This window comes from Mycolicibacterium sarraceniae (assembly GCF_010731875.1).
Taxonomy (GTDB): Bacteria; Actinomycetota; Actinomycetes; order Mycobacteriales; family Mycobacteriaceae; genus Mycobacterium; species Mycobacterium sarraceniae.
Window position 1 is genome coordinate 977942 of record NZ_AP022595.1, and the last position, 22242, is coordinate 1000183.

21 protein-coding genes and 2 pseudogenes are annotated in these 22242 nt (G+C 65.1%); 11 read left to right on the forward strand and 12 right to left on the reverse strand.

Going from position 1 to position 22242, the window contains the following annotated elements; genetic code table 11:
• The first annotated feature begins 9 nt into the window (after window positions 1-9).
• Genes G6N13_RS05125 through G6N13_RS05140 form a run of 4 tightly spaced genes read left to right on the forward strand, consistent with a single transcriptional unit; the run spans window position 10 to window position 3551 of the window.
• Entirely contained in the window at window positions 10-1074 is a 1065-nt protein-coding gene (locus tag G6N13_RS05125; protein WP_163695073.1) for a thiolase family protein, read from the forward strand.
• Complete coding sequence (locus G6N13_RS05130) at window positions 1074-2252, forward strand: thiolase family protein (RefSeq protein WP_163695074.1); 1179 nt, start codon at window positions 1074-1076, stop codon at window positions 2250-2252. The genes G6N13_RS05125 and G6N13_RS05130 overlap by 1 nt, the downstream gene beginning before the upstream one ends.
• Before the next feature lie 5 nt (window positions 2253-2257).
• Window positions 2258-3136 carry a TIGR03619 family F420-dependent LLM class oxidoreductase gene (locus tag G6N13_RS05135; protein ID WP_163701735.1) on the forward strand — a complete coding sequence of 293 codons (879 nt, stop codon included), beginning with the start codon at window positions 2258-2260 and terminating at the stop codon, window positions 3134-3136.
• 13 nt (window positions 3137-3149) lie between these two features.
• Window positions 3150-3551 carry a nuclear transport factor 2 family protein gene (locus G6N13_RS05140; protein ID WP_163695075.1) on the forward strand — a complete coding sequence of 134 codons (402 nt, stop codon included), beginning with the start codon at window positions 3150-3152 and terminating at the stop codon, window positions 3549-3551.
• 77 nt (window positions 3552-3628) lie between these two features.
• Here G6N13_RS05140 and G6N13_RS05145 read toward each other — a convergent pair whose 3' ends face one another.
• Window positions 3629-3913 carry a hypothetical protein gene (locus G6N13_RS05145; RefSeq protein ID WP_163701738.1) on the reverse strand — a complete coding sequence of 95 codons (285 nt, stop codon included), beginning with the start codon at window positions 3911-3913 and terminating at the stop codon, window positions 3629-3631.
• Window positions 3914-4025: 112 nt separating this feature from the next.
• Here G6N13_RS05145 and G6N13_RS05150 point away from each other — a divergent pair, with 112 nt between their 5' ends.
• Together G6N13_RS05150 and G6N13_RS05155 are read left to right on the forward strand one after the other, a co-directional pair.
• Window positions 4026-5171: a 3-ketosteroid-9-alpha-monooxygenase, oxygenase component gene (locus tag G6N13_RS05150; protein ID WP_163695076.1), complete on the forward strand. Its 1146-nt coding sequence runs from the start codon at window positions 4026-4028 to the stop codon at window positions 5169-5171.
• Window positions 5168-5635, forward strand: coding sequence for a hypothetical protein (locus tag G6N13_RS05155; protein WP_163695077.1), 468 nt, complete (start codon window positions 5168-5170; stop codon window positions 5633-5635). Before G6N13_RS05150 ends, G6N13_RS05155 begins: the two co-directional genes overlap by 4 nt.
• Here the strand turns inward: G6N13_RS05155 and G6N13_RS05160 are convergent.
• Genes G6N13_RS05160 through G6N13_RS05170 form a run of 3 tightly spaced genes read right to left on the reverse strand, consistent with a single transcriptional unit; the run spans window position 5632 to window position 8696 of the window.
• Window positions 5632-6783 carry a sulfotransferase family protein gene (locus G6N13_RS05160; protein WP_163695078.1) on the reverse strand — a complete coding sequence of 384 codons (1152 nt, stop codon included), beginning with the start codon at window positions 6781-6783 and terminating at the stop codon, window positions 5632-5634. The two genes, G6N13_RS05155 and G6N13_RS05160, sit on opposite strands and share 4 nt — an antisense overlap.
• Window positions 6783-7565, reverse strand: a complete 783-nt coding sequence (locus tag G6N13_RS05165) for an SDR family oxidoreductase (RefSeq protein WP_163695079.1) — start codon at window positions 7563-7565, stop codon at window positions 6783-6785. Before G6N13_RS05165 ends, G6N13_RS05160 begins: the two co-directional genes overlap by 1 nt.
• Window positions 7566-7568: 3 nt before the next feature.
• Entirely contained in the window at window positions 7569-8696 is a 1128-nt protein-coding gene (locus G6N13_RS05170; protein WP_163695080.1) for a hypothetical protein, read from the reverse strand.
• 123 nt (window positions 8697-8819) lie between these two features.
• Between G6N13_RS05170 and G6N13_RS05175 the strand changes: the two genes are divergently transcribed.
• A complete protein-coding gene (locus G6N13_RS05175; protein ID WP_163695081.1) occupies window positions 8820-9725 on the forward strand; it encodes an IclR family transcriptional regulator in 906 nt (301 codons plus the stop codon).
• Here G6N13_RS05175 and G6N13_RS05180 read toward each other — a convergent pair whose 3' ends face one another.
• The 5 genes from G6N13_RS05180 to G6N13_RS05200 are packed head-to-tail and all read right to left on the reverse strand — an operon-like array spanning window position 9726 to window position 14973.
• A complete protein-coding gene (locus G6N13_RS05180) occupies window positions 9726-10118 on the reverse strand; it encodes a hemophore-related protein (RefSeq protein ID WP_163695082.1) in 393 nt (130 codons plus the stop codon). It lies immediately after the preceding gene.
• The gene (locus G6N13_RS05185; protein ID WP_163695083.1) at window positions 10060-12168 is read right to left on the reverse strand and encodes a RecQ family ATP-dependent DNA helicase; all 2109 of its coding nucleotides are present in this window, start codon (window positions 12166-12168) and stop codon (window positions 10060-10062) included. The genes G6N13_RS05180 and G6N13_RS05185 overlap by 59 nt, the downstream gene beginning before the upstream one ends.
• Before the next feature lie 39 nt (window positions 12169-12207).
• The gene (gene dmpG / locus G6N13_RS05190; protein WP_163695084.1) at window positions 12208-13260 is read right to left on the reverse strand and encodes a 4-hydroxy-2-oxovalerate aldolase; all 1053 of its coding nucleotides are present in this window, start codon (window positions 13258-13260) and stop codon (window positions 12208-12210) included.
• A complete protein-coding gene (locus G6N13_RS05195; protein ID WP_163695085.1) occupies window positions 13257-14174 on the reverse strand; it encodes an acetaldehyde dehydrogenase (acetylating) in 918 nt (305 codons plus the stop codon). The genes dmpG and G6N13_RS05195 overlap by 4 nt, the downstream gene beginning before the upstream one ends.
• A 13-nt stretch (window positions 14175-14187) precedes the next feature.
• Window positions 14188-14973, reverse strand: coding sequence for a 2-keto-4-pentenoate hydratase (locus G6N13_RS05200; protein ID WP_163695086.1), 786 nt, complete (start codon window positions 14971-14973; stop codon window positions 14188-14190).
• A gap of 152 nt (window positions 14974-15125) precedes the next feature.
• Here G6N13_RS05200 and kstD point away from each other — a divergent pair, with 152 nt between their 5' ends.
• Both kstD and G6N13_RS05210 read left to right on the forward strand, forming a co-directional pair.
• Complete coding sequence (gene kstD, locus G6N13_RS05205; protein WP_163695087.1) at window positions 15126-16838, forward strand: 3-oxosteroid 1-dehydrogenase; 1713 nt, start codon at window positions 15126-15128, stop codon at window positions 16836-16838.
• A gap of 1 nt (window position 16839) precedes the next feature.
• Window positions 16840-17700: an enoyl-CoA hydratase ChsH3 gene (locus G6N13_RS05210; protein WP_163695088.1), complete on the forward strand. Its 861-nt coding sequence runs from the start codon at window positions 16840-16842 to the stop codon at window positions 17698-17700.
• Between the two features lie 4 nt (window positions 17701-17704).
• Here G6N13_RS05210 and G6N13_RS05215 read toward each other — a convergent pair whose 3' ends face one another.
• Complete coding sequence (locus G6N13_RS05215; RefSeq protein ID WP_163695089.1) at window positions 17705-18529, reverse strand: sulfotransferase family protein; 825 nt, start codon at window positions 18527-18529, stop codon at window positions 17705-17707.
• A gap of 404 nt (window positions 18530-18933) precedes the next feature.
• On the opposite strand from G6N13_RS05215, the gene G6N13_RS05220 reads away from it, so the two are divergent.
• Both G6N13_RS05220 and G6N13_RS05225 read left to right on the forward strand, forming a co-directional pair.
• Window positions 18934-19515 carry a plasmid pRiA4b ORF-3 family protein gene (locus G6N13_RS05220; RefSeq protein ID WP_235677938.1) on the forward strand — a complete coding sequence of 194 codons (582 nt, stop codon included), beginning with the start codon at window positions 18934-18936 and terminating at the stop codon, window positions 19513-19515.
• Between the two features lie 481 nt (window positions 19516-19996).
• Window positions 19997-21398 (forward strand): annotated as a pseudogene (locus G6N13_RS05225) (IS1380 family transposase).
• An 84-nt stretch (window positions 21399-21482) separates the two neighbouring features.
• Here the strand turns inward: G6N13_RS05225 and G6N13_RS05230 are convergent.
• Both G6N13_RS05230 and G6N13_RS05235 read right to left on the reverse strand, forming a co-directional pair.
• A complete protein-coding gene (locus tag G6N13_RS05230) occupies window positions 21483-21725 on the reverse strand; it encodes a hypothetical protein (protein WP_163695090.1) in 243 nt (80 codons plus the stop codon).
• Window positions 21726-21748: 23 nt separating this feature from the next.
• A pseudogene (locus G6N13_RS05235) lies at window positions 21749-22201 on the reverse strand (hypothetical protein); the annotation flags it as partial.
• Between the last annotated feature and the right edge of the window lie 41 nt (window positions 22202-22242).

Genomic DNA, 22242 nt, shown 5'->3' on the forward strand with positions numbered 1-22242 from the left:
ACTCGCCACATGACTTTTCGCGATGTAGCGGTCGTCGGCTTCGCCCATGCGCCGCATGTCCGACGCAGCAACGGCACCACCAACGGTGTCGAGATGCTGATGCCGTGTTTCCATCGGCTTTACGAGGAACTCGGACTACAGCAGACCGATATCGGCTTCTGGTGCTCAGGCTCCTCGGACTACCTTGCCGGCCGCGCCTTTTCGTTCATCTCAGCGATCGACTCAATCGGGGCGATTCCCCCGATCAACGAGTCGCATGTCGAGATGGACGCGGCATGGGCTCTCTATGAGGCCTACATCAAGATCCTGACCGGCCAGGTCGACACCGCGCTGGTGTACGGCTTCGGTAAGCCGTCGGCGGGCACGCTTCGCCGGGTACTCGCGCTACAGACCGATCCGTACACGGTCGCCCCCCTGTGGCCCGACTCGGTGTCAATGGCCGGCCTGCAGGCCCGCCTCGGCCTCGACTCGGGCAAGTGGACCGCCGAGGAGATGGCGCAGGTGGCCTTGGACGCCTACGCCGCCGGAGGCCGCACCGACCAAGAAGAGGTCACCGGTACCATTGACGAGCTGCTGTCGCGGCCGTACTTCACAGACCCGTTGCGGCACCACGATATTGCGCCGATCACCGATGGCGCGTCAGCGATCATCCTCGCCGCCGGCGACACGGCCCGCGAGCTTCGGGAGAACCCGGCCTGGATCACCGGCATCGAGCACCGCATCGAGACGCCGGTACTCGGCGCGCGCGACCTGACCACGTCGCCGTCCACCGCGGCCTCGGCTACGGCGGCGACCCGCGGTGATACCAGCTCGATCGAGATCGCCGAGCTGTACGCACCGTTCAGCCATCAGCAGCTAATCCTGACCGAGGCGATCGGCCTGCCCGCGTCGACGAAGATCAACCCCTCAGGGGGCGCGCTGGCGGCCAACCCGATGTTCTCGGCCGGCCTGGAGCGGATCGGTTGCGCCGCCCAGCACATCTTCTCTCGTTCGGCGGGCCGCGTGCTTGCGCACGCCACCAGCGGCCCTGCGCTGCAACAGAATCTCGTCGCAGTCCTGGAGGGCAAGAACTGATGAGCAAGAAGCTAGCCGCAGTCCTGGGCACCGGGCAGACGAAGTACGTCGCCAAGCGCAAGGACGTCTCGATGAACGGCCTCGTGCGCGAAGCGATCGACCGGGCACTTGCGGACTCGGGCTCCACGTTCGATGACATCGACGCCGTCGTCGTCGGCAAGGCGCCCGACTTCTTCGAGGGCGTGATGATGCCCGAGCTGTTCATGGCTGATGCCGTCGGCGCGACCGGCAAGCCGCTGATCCGCGTGCACACCGCGGGGTCGGTCGGCGGGTCCACCGCGATCGTCGCCGCCAGCCTGGTGCAATCCGGCAAGTACAAGCGCGTGCTGACGATGGCGTGGGAGAAGCAGTCCGAATCGAATGCCATGTGGGCGTTGAGCATTCCGGTGCCGTTCACCAAACCGGTCGGCGCGGGGGCCGGTGGCTACTTCGCACCGCACGTGCGGGCCTACATTCGCCGGTCGGGCGCTCCGACTCATATCGGCGCGATCGTGGCCGTCAAGGACCGACTCAACGGTGCAAAAAACCCGCTGGCGCATCTGCACCAGCCCGATATCACCGTTGAGAAGGTGATGGAGTCCCCGATGCTGTGGGATCCGATCCGCTACGACGAGACCTGCCCGTCCTCGGACGGTGCGGCAGCCATGGTGATCGGTGACGAGGAAGCCGCCGAGGCCCATCTGGCCGCGGGGAATCCCGTCGCCTGGATCCACGCGACCGCGCTACGCACCGAGCCATTGGCCTACGCCGGGCGCGACCAGGTCAATCCGCAAGCCAGCCGGGATGCGGCCGCGGCCTTGTGGAAAGACGCCGGAATCGAAAGCCCGATCGATGAGATCGATGTGGCCGAGGTGTACGTCCCGTTCTCTTGGTACGAGCCGATGTGGCTGGAAAGCCTGGGCTTCGCCGCCGAGGGCGACGGCTGGAAGCTCACCGAGGCCGGCGAGACGGCGATCGGTGGACGGATCCCGTTCAACCCCTCCGGTGGTGTGTTGAGCTCCAATCCGATTGGCGCATCGGGGATGATCCGGTTCGCCGAGTCCGCGATCCAGGTGATGGGCAAAGCCGGCGACCATCAGGTCGAGGGTGCGCGCAAGGCGCTCGGCCACGCATACGGCGGCGGCGCGCAGTACTTCTCGATGTGGGTTGTCGGCTCGGATAAGCCAGCCACCACATGACGAAGATGCAGTACACGATCAGCATCGCGTTCAGCCCACTCGACCAGCTCATCGAAATCGCTAAGGCCGCAGAGGAACTCGGCTTCGATAACATCGCGTTGCCGGACTCGATCTTCTATTTCGAGAAGCAGTCCGTCGACTACCCCTACACCGCCGACGGCAAGCGGATGTTCGACGAGACCTCGCCGTGGGTCGACCCGTTGATCCTCGCGGGTGCGCTGGGTGCGGTGACGTCGAAGCTGCGCTTCTACACCAACGTGATGAAGCTCGGGTCGCGCAATCCGCTGTTGCTGGCCCGCCAGGTTGGTTCGGTGGCGAACCTGACCAACAACCGGTTCGGCTTCGGCGTCGGAATCGGCTGGGCTCCCGAGGAATTCGAGTGGTGTGGGGTTCCCTACGCCAAGCGCGGCAAGCGCGTCGACGAGATGATCGACGTCATCAAGCTGGTACTCGCCGGCGGCATGGTCGAGCATCACGGCGAGTTCTACGATTTCGACCGGCTGCAGATGAGCCCCGCCCCGTCCACGTCAGTGCCGTTCTACGTCGGCGGGCACACCGATGTCGCGCTCAAGCGCGCCGTCCGGATCGGCGACGGCTGGACCAGCGCGATGATGACGTGCGATCAATTGGGCGAGACCATCGGTCAGCTCAAGAAGATGCTTGCCGACGCAGGCCGCGCCGACGACCCCTTCGAGTACCAGGCCGTGTGCATCGACAAGTTCGGTGTCGACGGTCACCGCGACCTGGTCGCGGCCGGTGTCACCGACTACATCGGTATTCCGTGGGTGTTCGAGGGCCTGCCCTTCGACGCGCCGGTGGACAAGAAGATCGACTCGATGAAGCGCTTCGCCGACACCTACATCCACTCGGGTTGGCAAGACTGATGGCGGCAGGGTGATGAGCACGCCGGCGCACGAAGCGGGACGGCGCTCACGCGAGGCCGCGATGGCCGGCGACAAAGAGACCTGGCTGTCGGTGTTCGCCCACGACGCTGTCATCGAAGATCCCATCGGCCCTTCGCATTTCGATCCCGAGGGCACGGGCCACCGCGGCAAGGAGGCGATCGCCAAGTTCTACGACATGGCGATCGCCCCGAGCAAGCTCGTCTTCAATTTCGAGAAGACCTATCAGTGCGGTGACGAAGAAGCCAACGTCGGACACATCGTCATCGAGTCCAGCGGCTACCGGGTGGTCGCCGAGGGTGTGTTCACCTACCGGGTCAACGCGCAGGGCAAGATCGTCGCGCTGCGGGCTTACTGGGAACTCGACAAGGCCGCCGCGAGCGCGACCAAGATCTAAGTCGCGCCCAGGCTGTTGTCGTCGACACGAAGTGCGAGTGGCGGTGTCGACACTCACAGGCTCGCGAGTGACCCTCGTCAGATCTCCAGGATCTCGTGGAAGCCCATCCGGTAACGCTGGGCGAGATCCTGGTACGCCTTCGGGTTGAGGTTCACCCAGACTTCGGCGCCAGTCCCGGCGATCGTTCCCTTGACCTTCGCCGGCGACCCGGTGACCAGAACCTCGTCGGGGATAGGGGTGCCACCGACCACCAGCGAGTGCGCGGCAATCATGCTGCGGGCCCCGATGAGCACCGCCGTCGGCGCGACGAACGCGGTGGGATCGACCCGCGGTGACCGTCCCTCGAACGAATACATCGCCATCGTTGACACATACCGCAATTGCGGAAGGTAATCCCCAGGTAAAGCCGCTGAAGATTGCGCGATGAGACAGTAAAACTGTAACGTGTTCTAGTTAGAACCTACGAGTGGAGGCATGAGGGTGACTACCGGCATTCGCGAGATCGACACCGGGACCCTGCCAGACCGGTACGCCCGGGGCTGGCACTGCCTGGGTCCGGTGACCAGTTATGTGGACGGCAAGCCACACCCGATCGATGCATTCGGGACGAAATTGGTGGTCTTCGCCGATTCCCAGGGCGCGGTCCATGTCCTGGACGCCTACTGCCGTCACATGGGTGGCGACCTCTCTCAGGGCACCGTCAAGGACGATGCCCTGGCGTGCCCGTTCCACGACTGGCGCTGGGGCGGCGACGGCCGCTGCCGCCTGGTGCCCTACGCCAAGCGCACCCCCAAGCTGGCCCGCACCCGTTCCTGGGAGACCGACGTGCGCAACGGTCTGCTGTTCGTCTGGCATGACCACGAGGGCAATCCGCCGCAGCCCGAGGTGCAGATTCCGGAGATCCCGGAGTACACCAGCGGTGAGTGGACCGAGTGGAAGTGGAACTCGATGCTGATCGAAGGCTCCAACTGCCGCGAGATCGTCGACAACGTCACCGATATGGCGCATTTCTTCTACATCCACTTCGGCTTGCCGACGTACTTCAAGAACGTCTTCGAGGGCCACATCGCCTCGCAGTACCTGCACAACGTCGGCCGGCCCGATGTCACGGTCGGCGGTTCGGCTTACTCCGACTCCCACCTGGACTCGGAGGCCTCGTACTTCGGGCCGTCGTTCATGATCAACTGGCTGCACAACAACTACCACGGCTTCAAGGCCGAGTCGATCCTGATCAACTGCCACTACCCGGTGACGCAGGATTCGTTCATGCTGCAGTGGGGTGTGATCGTCGAAAAGCCCAAGGGCATGGACGATTCCATGAGCGACAAGCTCTCGGATGCGATGACCGTCGGCGTCAGCACGGGCTTCCTGCAGGACGTCGAGATCTGGAAGCACAAGACCCGCATCGACAATCCGCTGCTCGTCGAGGAAGACGGCGCGGTCTACCAGATGCGCCGGTGGTATCAGCAGTTCTATGTGGACGTCGCCGATATTTCCCCGGACATGACCGACCGGTTCGAGCTCGAGGTCGATACCGCGCCGGCCAATGAGAAGTGGCGTGTGGAGGTTCAGGAGAACCTCCAGAAGCAGGCTGAGAAGACAGAACAGCCCGCGACATGACCCCCAGGGACCAGACGCCCGACGTTGACGATCTGGCGCGGTCCATGCTCGAGTTGCTCGGCGTGCACGAACACGAGCACGACGAGCCGCCCGAGCACAATGGCGGCGTTCCCGGATCGTGGTCCAAGGCACCCGATTTCGCCTCCGACCCCCAGCGCGCGGCCGCCCTGCACGAGGCCACCCGCCAGGATCGGGAGCGCTACCTGACGGCGGGTTTGGCCGATATCGACTGCCGGTACTGCCATATCGCGGTGAAGGTGAAAAAACTCGGCGCCGCACACACCGCAGTGCAGTGGAGCAGCGAATCCCAGCAGCGATGTGCCTACTTCGCCGAGATTCGTGAGGCGGGTGGGTCAAGCGCCCGCACCCGCTCGTGCCCCAGGCTGTCGGACAGCATCAAGCACGCCGTGGCAGAGGGCTGCCTGGAGGAGTACTCCAGCGCCCCCGCCCCGGGCGACGGTTAGAGCCCGGTGAAGCTCGCCGTGACCTGCTCCTCGGTCAACCCGTAGTCGGCCAGCGAGTAGGTGTGCTTGGGCGCTCGCGGGCCCTGCTTGCTCTCCTCGTCGGTGCGCTGGATTGCCGCGCGCGCATCATCAGTCATCTCAATACCGAACTGTTCGTAGACCTTTTCCACGGCGCGGATCGGTTCGCGGATGAGCTCGAAGTAGTCCAGATCGTAGAACTGCGCCGGATTCTGCTTGGCGCGTTCCTCGTTGAACAGCCTCAAGCCGCGTGTCCAGGTCTCAAGCGAATCGGCGCCGATCACCTCGTCTGTGAAGGTGTTCGACCAGCCTTCGGTGGTGTGCTGCGATAGCGAGCACATCGACGCCATGATCGTCTCGGCCGGCCGGTGGCACTGCACGATGAGCGCATCCGGATAGACGGCAAACACCGCGTCCAGCGCGAACAAATGGCTGGGATTCTTGAGCACCCAACGCTTCTCGGGGTCGTTGAGCCCGATCAGCTGCAGATTTTTGCGATGCCGGGCGTATGACTTGGTCCAGTCTTGGCGAGCCAGCCACTGCGAATAGGTTGGTAGGTGAGCCAACGTCTCGTAGGACACCGAGTGCAACGACTGCCGCAACAGCTGCCAGCACTCCTCCACCTCGTCGGCCGTCATGTAGTGCAGCCCGGTGTAATCCGGGTTCTCCTGATGGGCGTGGGTGAACTGCGCATCGAGTTGCTGGAAGACCGGGTTGTCCTTCCAGGTCTCCCGCGGCGGCCGGGGTTGCGGGAACTCGGCCAGCCACAATTCCAGCCCCTGATGCCGGGGGTCGGCGGTCAGCAGCCGGTGGATCGCGGTGGTTCCAGTGCGCGGCAGCCCGGTGACGAAGATCGGTCGCTCGATCGGCACGTCGACATGTTGGGGATGCTGTTTGAACGCAGCCTCGGAAACCAGCCTGGCCACCAACGCATTTCGCACGAAGAAGCGTGACATTTTGCTGCCGAGCTCGGTGAGGTCGGCGTCGTTGCGAAACGATTCGAGCAGCACGCTCAGCGCTTCTTGGTAATTGTCATCGTCGACGCCGAAGTCGTCCAAGCCGGTCGCCTTGACGGCTGAGGCCCGTACCGACTCGACGCTGAGAAAGTCACTCGCGGTCTTTTCACCCATCAGTTGTGATACTCCCCGCAGTTCACGTCCAGGGTCTGACCGGTGATGCCGTTGGACAGATCGCTGGCCATGAACAAGATGGCCGAGGCGACTTCGTCCTCGGTGGGCAGCCGCTTGAGATCGCTGTTGACGGCCGCGGCCTTGTAGATCTCGTCGACGGTCGTGCCGTACTTGCCGGCCTGGTGCTCGAAGTACCCCTGCAAGGTGCCACCCCAGATATAGCCCGGCAGAACGGAATTAACCCGGACGCCCCGCTCCCCAAGCTCACTGGCCAACGACTGCGACATCGACAGCAGCGCGGCCTTGGCCAGCTTGTAGGCACCTTGCTTGGGGTCGGAGTGCCGCAGCACCATCGAGTTCACGTTCACCACTGAGCCTTTGGCATCGACCAACGCCGGTGTGAAACCCTGGATCAGCCGCAGTGCACCGAGCACCGTCAGCTCCACCGTCTCGCGGATATGCTCGAACGAGGTGTTGGCGAAGGGTTTCATCGACGGCACCTTGAACGCGTTGTTGATCAGCACGTCAACCTTGCCGTATGCGTTGAGCGTCTGATTGACCAGGTTGTCGACCTGGCCCTCGTCGGTGATGTCGGTGCCCACCGACACCGCGCGGCGACCAAGGTCGGTGACCGTCTTGGCGACATCGTCCAGGCGCCCCACGGTCCGGGCCGCGAGCACCAGATCCGCGCCTTCCTCGGCACATCGGCGCGCCAGTGTCGTTCCCAGCGCTGGACCAACGCCACTGATCACGACGACCTTGTTCTCGAGCAAGCCGGTCATGCGTCAACCCACCATCCTGTTGCCAATTAGTTGCTGACGCAGCGCGATTCGCTGGCGCCAGTCGTCATCGGAAATCTTGTTGTGCTCGTAGTAGGGCAGTTTGGCTGCCACCGCGTCGAGGTCGACCAGTTCCAGGGTTGGACCATCGGCTTCGGTGAGCTCCCGCGAGACCCGCTGCCAGCGGAACTGCAGGTAGCCCTTGGCGTGCCCGAGCGTCTCGACCCAATTGGTCACACCCGGGTTCTGGTCGGCGACGACGATACGGATCTTGCCGTCCGGATCGGCCTGTGCCTGAGTGCCGTTCAGTGAGGTCTGGTGATTGATGTAGTCCAGCGAGATGTACCACAGGCTGCCGAGCTGGAAGCCGAGGTAGGGAGCGTCGGTGACCGGCAAGGTGAGAATCAGTGCCTGCTGCGGCGTGATGTCGTAGTGCCCCACCGACGAGTACTGGGTGGCCAGCCCACCGGGAGTGAGGCGCGGCGCGGTCAGGGTGTTGACCGGCAGGGTGTCGTAGAACCACCTCGGGAACTGCAGCCAGGTCTTGACCCGCTGCACCAATTGCGTGGCCGCAGTGGCCCAGCGCCGTTCGATCAGATCGACGGTCAACGCCGGCGGCGCAGTTCCAGCGGTATCGGTGCGGGCGATCGCGAAGCTGCCGCGCGTCGCGGACCAATCGTTGTAGACCTCACGAATCACCAACTGTGCGTTGGTATCCGGGATGAACCGCCACTCGAACGTGCCATCGGCGGCGATGTCGAGCTTACGGTCGTCGAACGCCGTCTTACTGTCGGGGACCACTTCGTCGGTGTACTCGCCACCGAGCAACTGGAAGCTGACGTCGGTGGTGGTCCCGCGCGTGCCGGTGACGACATACTCGTGGCCGGCCAGCACCCGGGTGCCGAAGTACATCGTGTCGGGGTTGTCCAGTCCCATCTTGGTGAACGGCCCCGTGCCCGAATGCAGGAACGGATGGTCGCGGTCGTAGTCGAAGGCGACATGCGTGCACGCGGCCACGCAGCCTGCCAGATACTGCAGCCCCTCCAGCAAGTCGGCCTCGCTCTCGATGAACGGAGCGTCTCTGACCAGATGTTCAGACTCGGCAATGGCGTCCACTAGTGGCTGGGTGTACATCGACCGCCTCGCGTTTCAGTATTGGACCGCACTGGTACGTCCTCTGGCTGAGACTAGAACGCGTTCTCATTCGGGTCAACCAAGTCACGGTCCATATCTGGACCGTAGAGGTAGGATTTTGCAATGCCGGATACATCCACTCCAGGTCGATCATCTCCCCCGACGCAGCGCGTTGTGGCGATTCTGGATTTCCTGGCCAAGCACCCGCAGGAGCGGTTCGGCCTCTCGGAACTGGCCCGCCGGCTGCACCTGGCCAAGCCCACCTGCCTGGGCATCGTCACGACCCTGACCGAGTCCGGCTACCTGGTCCGCGACGCCGCCGATAAGACCTACCGGCTGGGCCCCAGCCTGATCGGGCTGGGCCACCTCGCGCAGGAGTCGCTACGAGTCAACCCGGCCGCCCGTGCCGAACTGGCCCAGTTGTCGAAAACCTTCGACACCACCGCGGCGTTGGCCGCCGTTGTCGACGACCGGATCACGCTGCTGGAGCTGGTCGAGCCACCCGGCGCCGACGTTGGGGTCAGGGTCGGGCAGAGCTATCCGTTCGCCCCGCCGGTAGGGCTGATGTTCGTGCTGTGGGACGACGGCGCCTTAAGCAGCTGGCTGGACCGGGCTCCGACCATCCCGCTGCGCACCGAAACGCGGCGGCTCGACCGCGTAATCGCCGAATGCCGAACGGCGGGATATCTCGTCGAACGTCTCACCCCCGGTGGCCGGCGGCTGTACGCGATGATGGCGGGCATGTCGAGCACCCTGCCCGACGAGCTGCGCGCCCTGCTGGGTGAGTTGATCTCCGATATCGGCGAGCGGGTTTATCTGGCCAGCGAAGCAGCGGGCACCCGCCAGCGCCACAACGTCAGCGTGATCTCGGCACCCGTCTACGACCACCACCACCGGCAGGTGATGGTGGTGTCGCTGCAGATTGGCCGGGCACTCACCGACGCCGAGATCGCCAAGCACGCACGCGGTTTGGTCACCGCCGCCGATACGCTCACCAAGCAGCTCGGCGGCGCAAAACCTCGGTGGTGACTACAGCTCGCCGATGTCGACCAGCGCCTCGGCCGGTTCCACCTGCAGGCCACAGCGGTTCTGGAAATCGACCAGCGGCGCCTTGATGGCTCGGATGTCGTTGGCCTGGTCAGGATGGTCGTTGAAGTAGCTGTTGCACGCGCCGATCGCGGAGAACCCGGACTGCCGGGTCGCGTCGATCAGGGCCTGGTTGGCATCGGGATGTACCGCGAAATAGTCCGATAGGTTCTTGGTGACCGAGCTGACCGTGGCCGACAGGCCGGCGGCCGTGCAGTCCGAGCTGCGGCAGCCACTGAAAAGAACGTCGCGCGCGTCTGAGCCGGTGTTACCTGGCTCAGCTGGTGGCGGCGAGCACCAGAGGCAGCACGGCGGGTGCGCCGGCGTCGGCCACAACGCGCGCGGCCATCGTCAGCGTCCATCCGGTATCGGTCAGATCGTCGACGAGTAGCACCGGTCCACCGGCCGCAGCGATCAACGCCGATTCCGGCGACCATGCACCGTCCAGGGCGGCGACCCGATAGGCGGAGTTGGCCGCGCTGACCGGCCGGCGCCCCGCCGCGTACCGCAGCACGCCGAGGTCGGTCAGCCTGCCAAGGCGAGCCAGCTCCCGCGCCAGCGAGGCGATCAGGACGGGATGGGAGTCCGAGTCCAGCGCCAGCACCGCGGTCGGACGGGTGCCCCAGTCCCAGGCGGCCAGCACCTTGACGGCGGCCTGCACCACATCTGGCGGCACGTCGCCGTCGGGCTCGTCGAGCAAGCGCCGCAGCCGCGGGCCCCAGCCCAAGTCGGTGAGTCGCCCGATCGCCCGGCCCGGCTCGGGCCCGTCACCGATACGGCCGCTCAGTTCGATGCCCAGCTTCGCCAACCCGGACGGCCACTGCTTGCGCGGGGCGATCTCCACGCCGGGTCGCATCAGCCGCTCCTGCACCAGTGCGGTCGCCTCGTCGTTCACCGCGACACTGAAATGCGCACCCGCGCAGTTATCGCATCGCCCACAGCGTTCGCCGTCGCTGAGATCAGGATCGTCGAGTTGCCTGCGCAGGAACGTCATTCGGCACTCGTCGGTGCTCTGGTAGTCGAGCATGGCCTGCTGCTCACGGCGGCGGGCCTCATCGAGCTGGCGATAGCGGACCTCATCGTAAACCCACGATTGTCCAGTGGCCAGCCAGCCACCTTTGACCCGCCGCACCGCCCCGTCGACGTCGAGCACCTTGAGCACCATCTCCAGCCGGGTGCGGCCCAGATCCACCAGCGGCTCCAGGGCGGGTGTCGACAACGGCCGATCGGGCTCCAGTTCACCAATGACGTTGCGCACCATAGTTTCCGAGGGGAATGCCACCGACGCGAAGTACCGCCAGACGTCCTGGTCCTCACGTCCGGGCAACAGCACCACCTCGGCGCTGGCCGTCGAACGGCCCGCACGACCGACCTGCTGGTAATACGCGATCGGTGACGACGGCGCTCCGAGGTGCACGACGAATCCGAGATCCGGCTTGTCGAATCCCATCCCCAGCGCCGAGGTGGCGATCAGCGCCTTCACCCGGTTGCCCAGCAGATCGGCCTCGAGTTGTTCTCGCTCAGCGTTTTCCGTCGATCCGGTGTACGCGGCCACCTCGTGCCCGTGCTCGCGCAGCAGCGCCGCCACATCATGCGCCTGGGCGACGGTCAGCGTGTAAACGATTCCAGAACCCGGCAGCGATTCCAGATGCTCGGCCAGCCAGGCCGTGCGCTGCGCCCCACCGCCGGCCTGTATCACCGACAACCGCAACGACTCACGATCGAGCCCACCGCGCAGAACCAGGGTGTCGAGGCCACCGCCCGGCACATTGCCGGCACCGCCGACGCCCAGCTGAGCGGCGACATCGTTGACCACACGGTCGTTGGCGGTGGCGGTGGTCGCCAAAACCGGTACCTCTGAACCGAGTTCGGCCAGCAAAGTGCGGATCCGCCGGTAGTCGGGCCTAAAGTCGTGGCCCCAGTCCGAGACGCAGTGCGCCTCGTCGACCACCACAAGCCCGGCATCGGCGGCCAGGGCTGGTAGCACGTTGTCGCGAAAGTCCGGGTTGTTCAACCGTTCCGGGCTGACCAGTAGGACGTCGAGGTCACCGTTGTTGACCCGCTGATGAATCTCGTCCCACTCGGTGACGTTGCCGGAATTGATCGTGGCCGCCCGCACACCGGCGCGTTGCGCGGCCGCAACCTGGTTGCGCATCAACGCCAGCAGGGGCGACACGATCACCGTGGCACCGTGGCCCCGCTCGCGCAGCAGCTTGGCGGCGATGAAGTACACCGCCGATTTGCCCCACCCGGTGCGCTGCACGACCAGCGCCCGCCGGCGCTGAACCACCAACGCTTCGATGGCCGTCCACTGGTCGTCGCGCAGGACCGCGGTCGGCCCAGCCAGCTGTTCCAGGATCTTTTGCGCGTCGTCGCGACTCGTCATGGCTACCATGGTGCCCGTCGAGTCCGACGAGGCCGCGATCTAGGAGGTGGCAGCCGCTGCCTGCTCCCGCTGGATCTCCAGCGCGATATCGATCAGCTGGTCCTCCTGGCCGCCGATCAGCTTGCGCTGCCCCGCCCGGTGCAACAGCTGATGAGCCGGCACACCGTAACGCTCGGACTGGCGGATGGCGTGCTTGAGGAAGCTCGAGTACACCCCGGAGTAGCCCATGATCAGCGCATTGCGGTCCAGCAGGCACTCCTGCGGCATCGCGGGGGCGACCACCTCCTCGGCGGCATCGGCGATATCGAAGAAGTCGATACCGGTCTTCACGCCGATCTTGTCGAACACCCCGATCAGCGCCTCGACGGGCGCATTGCCCGCACCGGCGCCGAACCGACGGCACGATCCATCGATCTGCTTGGCGCCCGCACGGACGGCCTCGATCGAGTTGGCGACACCGAGGCCCAGGTTCTCGTGGCCGTGGAAACCCACCTGCGCGTCATCGCCGAGTTCGGCGACCAGCGCCGCGACCCGGTCGGCCACGCCCTCGAGCACCAGCGCGCCGGCGGAGTCGACGACGTAGACGCACTGGCATCCCGCGTCGGCCATGATCCGGGCTTGGGCAGCGAGCTTCTCCGGCGAGATCGTGTGGCTCATCATCAGGAACCCAACAGTCTCCAGACCGAGCTCCCGGGCCAGACCAAAGTGCTGGATCGAGACGTCGGCCTCGGTGCAGTGGGTGGCGATCCGGCAGATCGAGCCACCGTTGTTCTGGGCTTCCTTGATGTCCTCCTTGGTGCCGACACCGGGCAGCATCAGGAACGCGATCTTGGATTCCTTGGCCGTCTCGGCGGCCAGCTTGATCAGCTCCTGCTCCGGGGTCTTGGAGAACCCGTAGTTGAAGCTGGATCCGCCCAGCCCGTCGCCGTGGGTTACCTCGATGACCGGCACGCCCGCGGTATCGAGGGCGGCGACGATCGCGCCGACCTCGTCCTTGGTGAACTGATGACGCTTGTGGTGGCTGCCGTCACGCAGCGAGGTGTCCGTCATCCGGACATCCCAGCTGGGGTCGAACCACACTTCTGCACTCATGCTTGCGCTCCTGTTCCAGCTGACGCGCGGTCCTTGGCAATCTCTTCGCCGACCTTGGTGGCTGCGGCGGTCATGATGTCCAGGTTCCCCGCGTAGGGCGGCAGATAGTCACCCGCACCCTCCACTTCCACGAAGATCGTGACGAGGTGGTTACCGCCGTTGTACACCGTCGGCTCGTCGAACTGCGGCTCATTGAGCAACCGGTAGCCGGGCACATAGGTCTGCACCTCGGCCACCACATCCTTGATCGATTGGGTGATCGCGGCATGGTCGGCGTCCTCGGGAATCGCGCAGAAGATAGTGTCGCGCATGATCATTGGCGGATCAGCCGGGTTCAGAATGATGATCGCCTTGCCACGCTTGGCGCCACCGATCACCTCGACGCCCGCGCTGGTGGTCTTGGTGAACTCGTCGATATTGGCCCGGGTTCCCGGACCGGCCGAGGCCGAGGACACCGACGCGACGATCTCGGCGTAGGGCACACCCACGACCCGCGAAACGGCGTAGACCATCGGAATGGTGGCCTGACCTCCGCAGGTGACCATGTTGACGTTGGGAGCGTCCAGGTGCGCACGCAGGTTGGCCGGCGGGATAACACCGGGGCCGACGGCGGCCGGGGTCAGATCGATGGCCCGGATGCCGGCTTCCTCATACCGCGGTGCGGCGGCCCGGTGCACATAGGCGCTGGTGGCCTCGAACACCAGATCCGGCTTCTCCGGCTGCGCCAGCAGCCAGTCGACGCCCTCGTGACTGGTCTCCAGCCCCAGCTTGCGGGCGCGCGCCAGGCCTTCGCTCTCGGGGTCGATACCGATCATCCAGCGCGGCTCGAGCCACTCCGAACGCAACAACTTGTACAGCAGGTCGGTGCTGATATTGCCCGATCCGACGATGGCAACTGAGCTCTTCTGGCCCATCTGGGTACTCCTCTTACTCGAATGACAGCCGGACTGAGCCCAGCCCGGCGAAGTCAGCGACGAACTGGTCGCCGGGGCGGCAGTCGATGGCCCTGGTGCACGACCCCGGCAGCACGATGTCGCCCGCCTTCAGACGCACCCCGAAGCTTTCGACCTTGCGGGCCAGCCATGCGACCGCGGTGACCGGATTGCCCAGCACGGCGTCGCTGCGGCCTTCGGCCACCACTTCCCCGTTGCGCGTGAGCACCGCGTCAATGGCCCTGATATCAACGTCTTTGGGCGATACCCGTTCCTTGCCGAGCACGTAGCCCGCCGACGATGCGTTGTCGGCGATCGTGTCGCACAGCGCGATCTTCCAGTCCTTGATCCGGGTGTCGATGAGCTCGATCGCCGGGGCGAAGGCGGCAGTGGCGGCCAGCACGTCATCCTCGGTGCATCCGGCACCGGGCAGGTCGTCGGCAAGGATGAAACCGACCTCGACCTCGACGCGCGGGAACAGGAAACGCCCGGCGGGCACCGGTTGGTCCTCGAACACCTCCATATCGGCCAGCAGGTGGCCGTAATCGGGCTCGTCGACGCCCATCATCTTCTGCATGGCCTCCGACGACAGACCCACCTTGTGCCCGACCACCCTGGCACCCTGGGCGACCCGCTGCCGGATGTTGATCAGCTGGATCTCGTAGGCGTCAACCACGTCGATATCGGGGTGATTGGACGTCAACGGAGTCATCGGGACGCGGCTGCGCTCGGCCTCGGCAAGGTCGGCGGCAAGCTCGTCGCGCGTCGAAACGCTCAGCATTCCCGGGGTCCCATCGTCGGTGTGACCGGGGCGAACGGCGCCCGGTGCGGGCAATTCTAATGCGGTCCCAGCGCCTTGGGGTAACCGTTCCGCTGATCGGAAAGGAGGGGTCAGTAGCGCCCGGACGGGGCAATTCTATAACGTGTTCTAGTATGACAGTTCAGGAGTTCGACGTCGTCGTCGTCGGAAGCGGCGCGGCCGGCATGGTCGCGGCACTCACCGCCGCTCACCAGGGACTATCGGCGGTCGTCGTCGAGAAGGCCCCACACTTCGGCGGCTCGACCGCACGGTCCGGCGGTGGCGTATGGATCCCCAACAACGAGATCCTCAAGCGTGACGGGGTTACCGACACCAAAGACGCTGCCCGCACCTATCTGCACGAGATCATCGGCGATGTGGTGGAGGCCGAGCGCATCGACACCTACCTTGACCGCGCTCCCGAGATGCTGTCGTTCGTGCTCAAGCACTCGCCGCTGAAGATGTGCTGGGTGCCCAACTACTCCGACTACTACCCCGAAGCCCCCGGCGGACGCCCCGGGGGACGCTCGATCGAGCCGAAGCCGTTCAACGCCAAGAAGCTCGGACCCGACGAGAAATTCCTGGAACCGCCATACGGCAAGGTGCCGCTCAATGTGGTTGTGATGCAGCAGGACTTCGTGCGCCTCAACCAGCTCAAGCGCCATCCCCGCGGCGTGCTGCGCAGCCTGAAGGTCGGCATTCGCACGATGTGGGCCGGTGCCCGCGGCAAGAACCTCGTCGGAATGGGCCGCGCGTTGATCGCGCCGCTGCGAATCGGCCTACAGCAGGCGGGTGTTCCTGTGCTGCTGAACACCGCGCTGACCGACCTCTACGTCGAGGACGGGGTGGTGCGCGGCATTTACGTCCGCGACACCACCGGACCCGAATCTGCTGACCCGCAACTGATCCGCGCCCGCCGCGGTGTGATCCTGGGCAGCGGTGGATTCGAGCGCAACGAGCAGATGCGCGTCAAGTATCAGCGCGCGCCGATCACTGCGGATTGGACGGTGGGGGCCGAGGCCAATACCGGCGACGGCATTGTGGCGGCCGAGAAGCTCGGTGCGGCACTGGAATTGATGGAGGACGCCTGGTGGGGCCCAACGATTCCGCTGGTCGGCGCGCCGTGGTTCGCACTGTCGGAGCGCAACTCACCCGGCTCGATCATCGTCAACCTGGCCGGCAAGCGCTTCATGAACGAGTCGATGCCCTATGTCGAAGCCTGCCACCACATGTATGGCGGTGAGTACGGCCAGGGGCCCGGCCCAGGCGAGAACGTGCCGGCCTGGCTGGTCTTCGACCAGCAGTACCGCGACCGGTACATCTTCGCGGGATTGCAGCCCGGACAGCGGATTCCGAAGAAGTGGATGGAGTCCGGCGTCATCGTCAAGGCCGACACCATCGAGGAGCTGGCCAAGGTGACCGGGCTTCCGGCCGACGCTCTCGGTGCGACCGTCGAGCGGTTCAACGGCTTTGCCCGCGCGGGCAAGGACGAGGACTTCCACCGCGGCGAGAGCGCCTACGACCGCTACTACGGCGATCCGACCAACAAGCCCAATCCCAACCTCGGCGAGATCAAGCACGGGCCGTTCTACGCCGCCAAGATGGTGCCGGGCGATCTGGGCACCAAGGGTGGCATCCGCACCGATGTGCACGGACGGGCCCTGCGCGACGACGGTTCGGTGATCGACGGCCTGTATGCGGCCGGTAATGTCAGCTCGCCGGTGATGGGCCACACCTATCCCGGACCCGGCGGCACCATCGGCCCCGCGATGGCGTTCGGGTACCTCGCCGCGTTGCATATCGCCGGAGCCGCTGGGCCGGCGACATCGAGCACAGGGAAGGGCTGACATGCCGATCGACGTCTCCGTCGCACTCGCGGCCGAACTGGAACCTGTCGAGTTCACCTGGACGAGCAGCGATGTGCAGCTCTATCAGCTCAGCCTTGGTGCTGGTGCGGATCCCCTGGACGCCAAGGAATTGCGTTACCTCGCCGACCGTACCCCGCAGGTGCTGCCCAGCTTCGGCAACGTGGCGGCCAATTTCCACATGACCGAGCCGCCCGAGGTGAAGTACCCCGGTATCGACATCGAGTTGAGCCGGGTGCTGCACGCCAGCGAGTCAGTCACGGTGCCGGCTCCGCTGCCGCCCAGCGGTACCGCGCGCTCAACGCAGCGGCTCACCGAGATCTGGGACAAGGGCAAGGCGGCTGTCATCGTCAGCGAGACGACGGTGACCGACCCCGACGGCACGCTGTTGTGGACCACCAAACGGTCGATCTTCGCCCGCGGTGAGGGCGGTTTCGGTGGCCAGCGGGGCCCGTCGACGTCGGTGGCCGCCCCGGATCGCGCACCCGATTATGAGATCTCGGTACCGCTACTGCCCCAGCAGGCGCTGCTGTACCGGCTGTGCGGGGACCGCAACCCGCTGCACTCCGATCCCGAATTCGCCGCTGCGGCAGGCTTTCCCAAGCCGATCCTGCATGGCCTGTGCACCTACGGGATGACCTGCAAGGCGCTGGTGGACACGCTGCTGGATTCCGACGTGTCGCAGGTGCAGACCTACGGCGCGCGCTTCGCAGGGGTGGTGTACCCCGGTGAGACCATCACGGTCAACGTGTGGAAGGACGACGGCCGCTACGTGGGCGTGGTCACCGCACCAAGCCGGGACGACGCCGTCGTGCTCTCCGACGTGGAGCTCATCCCGATCTGAAGGTTCAGCCTGGGCGGATGATGGTGACCTGGTGGCGGTTGGCCTCAGGGTTACGCCAGAACATGTCATCGTCGAACCGATGAAAGAGCTGCGGCGGCAATACGGTTTGGCGGCCGATGAACTCGACCTTGCGTCGGATCGTGTGCAGTCCCGGCGCTCCCAAAGCCAGATCGAACTCGTCAGCCGCATATTCGACATTGTCGAAATCGTGGGCGAGCCACGGTTCGCCGACGAAGTCGTAGATCATCTTCAGGGCCCGGCCGGGGTTACTGACCAGCGCCTCGTACTCGACCAGAATCATGCTGGGGGCCTGTTCACCGAAGAAGCCGTCCTTGAGCGCGTCGAGGGCGTACCCGACCAGCCCGTCCGAACTGGCAGCGGCACTGATACGCGAGAACACCGTTCCTCCGGACTCGAAGCCAAACATGCCCGATGGCTCAAAAGCGTTGCGGCGAACCAGACGCTCGATGGAATCCATGATCCAGTTCACGTCACGCACACAGCAGATGGTCTTCGCATCAGGGAAGAGCTGAGTCAGCGCCGGCAGTTTGGCGCACCACAACCGGTTGGTGTCGAACACGACCTTGGACGACTGGATGTCGCCGTAATAGTTGGTGAACAGACCCGACAAGACCTCTCGGCGCTGCTGAGGGTCGATGAACACCGCCGTTTCATTGCGCCGGCTCATCGACTGCTCCAGACCCATGTACATGGATCCGACCGGGCTGGTCATTCCAGCATGAAAGCGCGGGTTCTGCCGCAAGATGCCGGCCAACAACGTCGAGCCCGACCGCGGTAAACCAGAAATGAAATGAATACCGTTGCGCATCCAGCCCTCCCGTCGATTTTCATGACCCGCGCGCGTCGCGGCTAAGACGGCAGCTCAGCCTCGATCCACGTTGCGAACCTGACACGACGCCATTTCCACGCAGGCTACCTCCGGCGCTTGACGTTGATGCAGCCAATGCCCGAACCAATCATCTATTCGCGATAACGACCCGCTCGGCCGATGTCACGAGCTGAAGATGGCTCTTCACGGTTGAGGGTGTAGGAGCTGGGGTCGGTGAGCCCGCTGGTCGCGAGTGATTGAGGGGGCTGGTCGGGTGGGGGTGTGCCGCAGCGGAAGCGCAAGAGCAAGAGCAAGAGTGGGGTGCCCGGGGACAGCGTGGGCGTGGCGCTGGCCGGGACGTATTCGCGGGGGTGTTCGACGAGCCAACGCCCGAGGTGCGGGCTGTGCCGGAGCGTGCGCGGGGTTTGCGGGTGCGGGTGGATCTGATGTACGCCACGCCGCCGATCTGGCGTCGGTTGGACCTGGCGGGCGATCTCGTGCTCGATGAGTTGCATGTCGTGCTGCAGGTTGCGAGGGGCTGGCAGGACGGTCATCTGCATAAATTCGGTGTCGGGCCGGACCGGCGTACTCGTGCCTACTTCGTCACCGGGTTCGATCTCAGCGAAGGCGACGACGGTGTCACCGAAGACAGTGTGCGGCTTGACCAGGTGGTGTCCGACAAGGGCGACCGGTTGTTCTATGACTATGACTTCGGCGACGGATGGGAGCACGTGCTGGTGGTCGAGGACGTTTTCGATGATCCGCCCCCGGCGCCGGTCTGCCTCACCGGCAAGATGGCCTGCCCGCCGGAGGACTGTGGCGGCCTGGGCGGCTACGAGGAGTTGGCTGCGTGGGTTCGCGGCGGGTACGACCCGCACGCAACGCCGATGGGGCTCACCGCTCCGGACATGCGGGATTGGCTGCCCCCGGGCTGGCACCCCGACCGTTCTCGGTGGCCGAGACCAACGACGCCCTGTCCGCGCTGATGACGAGTTAAGCCCTGCACGACTGCCCAGGTCCACGGAGCTGGGTTCGCAAGCCTCCCGTCACCAGCAGGGATCGGGCCACGGAGGTGGATCGAGCGACGGAGGTGGTGCGGTTGCGAAACCCCGGGGATGATCAGTTCCCGCAGCGGCGTAGGAACACTGATGCTCAGCGTGGTGATCAGTACGGCCGTCATCGCCCGACCCGCGTGCGCCACTCGACGAGGTTCTACACCTCAATTGATGCTGAAAGCAGCTGTGAGACAACACGATTGATTGCTCGACACTGCATACGTCCGAGGGCGGCCAGCCGGTGCCGCGGTCTTCTACGCTGCGGCGCCGAGCGGTGAGCCGAACGTCTTAGCCTCGATCCACCGATTGACTTGATGAGGGTTCGGGTGTCGGTATTAGAAAAGTGCCCTTTGAACTGGGATGATTGAAGTTCTTACACAAACAATCGGACCAACTCGGAAGGGCACTTCGAGTGCAAGTTTCCCATAGGTTCGCCGCCGAGTCTGCGGTGTTCGATGAAGAGCATCTCGTGTCGTGCGCCGGGCTGGTGGCGGTGATGACGCTGGCCGCTCAAACCGGGCTGTCAGAGTTGTTGGAGCGCAAGATCGCGTTCATCGGCGAGCGGATCAAATCCGGTGCGGCCAATCCGTCACCGAAGCTGACCACGCTGATCGCCGGGATGTGCGCTGGCGCGGACAGTATCGACGACCTCGATATTGTGCGTGCCGGTGGGATGAAGACCCTGTTCGGGGATGTGTATGCACCCTCGATCATCGGAACCCTGTTGCGGGAGTTCACCTTCGGTCATGCACGGCAACTCGAATCGGTCCTGCGCGAACACCTGGGGGCGCTGTGTCAGCGGGTGCCACTGTTGCCTGGGGCCGATGAGCGGGCCTTCATCGACATCGACTCCCTGCTGCGCCCGGTGTATGGACACGCCAAGCAGGGCCCCTACGGGCACACCACGATCGCCGGCACGCAGAATCCTGCGCAAAGGACTCTCGCCATTGATCACCACGATCAGCACCGACCACAGCGCCCCGGTGATCACCGGTGCCCGGCTGCGGGCCGGCAGAGCGAACTCCGGGCGGGGCGCGGCGTCCATGATCGCCCACGCCGTGGTGACCGCGCGTGCCGCCGGAGTCGGTGGTCAGATCCTGGTGCGCGCAGACTCGGCCTACGGCAACAGCACCGTGGTGGCGGCCCGCCAACGGGCCGGGGCCCGGTTCTCGCTGGTGCTGACCAAAACCCGGGCTGTGACGGCAGCCATCGACACCATCGCCGATGATGCGTGGAGGCCGGTCAACTACCCCGGCGCGGTGCGTGACCCCGATACCGGGGACTGGATCTGCGATGCCGAAGTCGCTGAAACCACCTACACCGCTTTCGGTTCCACCGATCACCCGATGACTGCCCGGTTGATCGTGCGCCGCGTCAAAGACGCCCGCTACCGTGACGCCCTGTTCCCGGTGTGGCGCTATCACCCGTTCTTCACCGACACCGACGAACCCATCGACGCCGCCGATATCACCCACCGCCGCCACGCCATCATCGAAACCGTGTTCGCCGACCTCATCGACGGCCCACTGGCCCACATCCCCTCCGGGCGCTTCGACGCCAACAGCGCCTGGATCCTATGCGCCGCGATCGCCCACAACCTGCTGCGCGCCACCGGCGTCCTGGCCGGCGGCACCAACGCCGCCGCCCGCGGCACCACCCTGCGCCGCAAGATCATCAACATCGCAGCCCGACTGGCACGGCCGCAACGCCGACCCATCCTGCACCTACCAGCCCACTGGCCCTGGGTCGATCACTGGCTCACCCAGTGGCGCAACACCATCGGCCACAGCCCGCCAGCCACCACGACCTTTTGACCACCCGCCGAAAGGCCCGACCGAACAACACAGGAAAAGCTGGGCAGACCAGCAGATACCCCCTGCCGGCAACAGCAACCACGATCAAAACTCAACCCCACCACCACTACCAACGAACATCGGTGGATCGAGGCTAAGGACGTTGACGGGGCACCAGCAGCCCGCTGATGTCGGCGACGGCGACAACGGACTCATCGCCACCGGTAGGTCACCCGACGGCTCGAAGGGGATCACCGAGGTGTAATTCACCGAGGGCACGGCCCTGGCGAACATCGAGTTCTCCAGCTCACCAAACGATCCCGTGCTGCCGGAGACGGCGCTGGCCATCGCTGAGATGTAAGACTCCCAGGTCAAGAACAACCTGACCTGAGCATTTCGACTCCTTCGCCGAGCGTCACACCAGTGTCACGCTGAACGCTGAACCTGGCTCTGGTGTCACGTTCGGCGGGCGACGGCTCCCGGACCCGTCGGATGATGTCCGCCTGCCGATCGCCCGCCAAGACTCGAATGATGATCGAACCAGGCTGTTCCAGAAACTCGCGCCTACGGTTGTCGCGCGTGTATTGCCAGCGGTCTTTGCGATGTTGTTCCCCGTCACACTCGGCCGCGACCTTGATGTCCTCCCAGTCGATGTCGAGATAGCCGACCAGTTCGCCGAACTCGTCGAACACCGGGATCTGGGTCTGAGGGCGTGGCAGGCCGGCGTCGATCAAGAGCAGTCTGAGCCAGGTTTCCTTGGGCGACTGGGCTCCCCCGTCGACGAGCCCCATGGTCTCGCGGGCCGCCCGAATTCCGCGCCGGCCGCTCACCGATGGCGGAAGTGGGCCTCCACCCACCGACAACC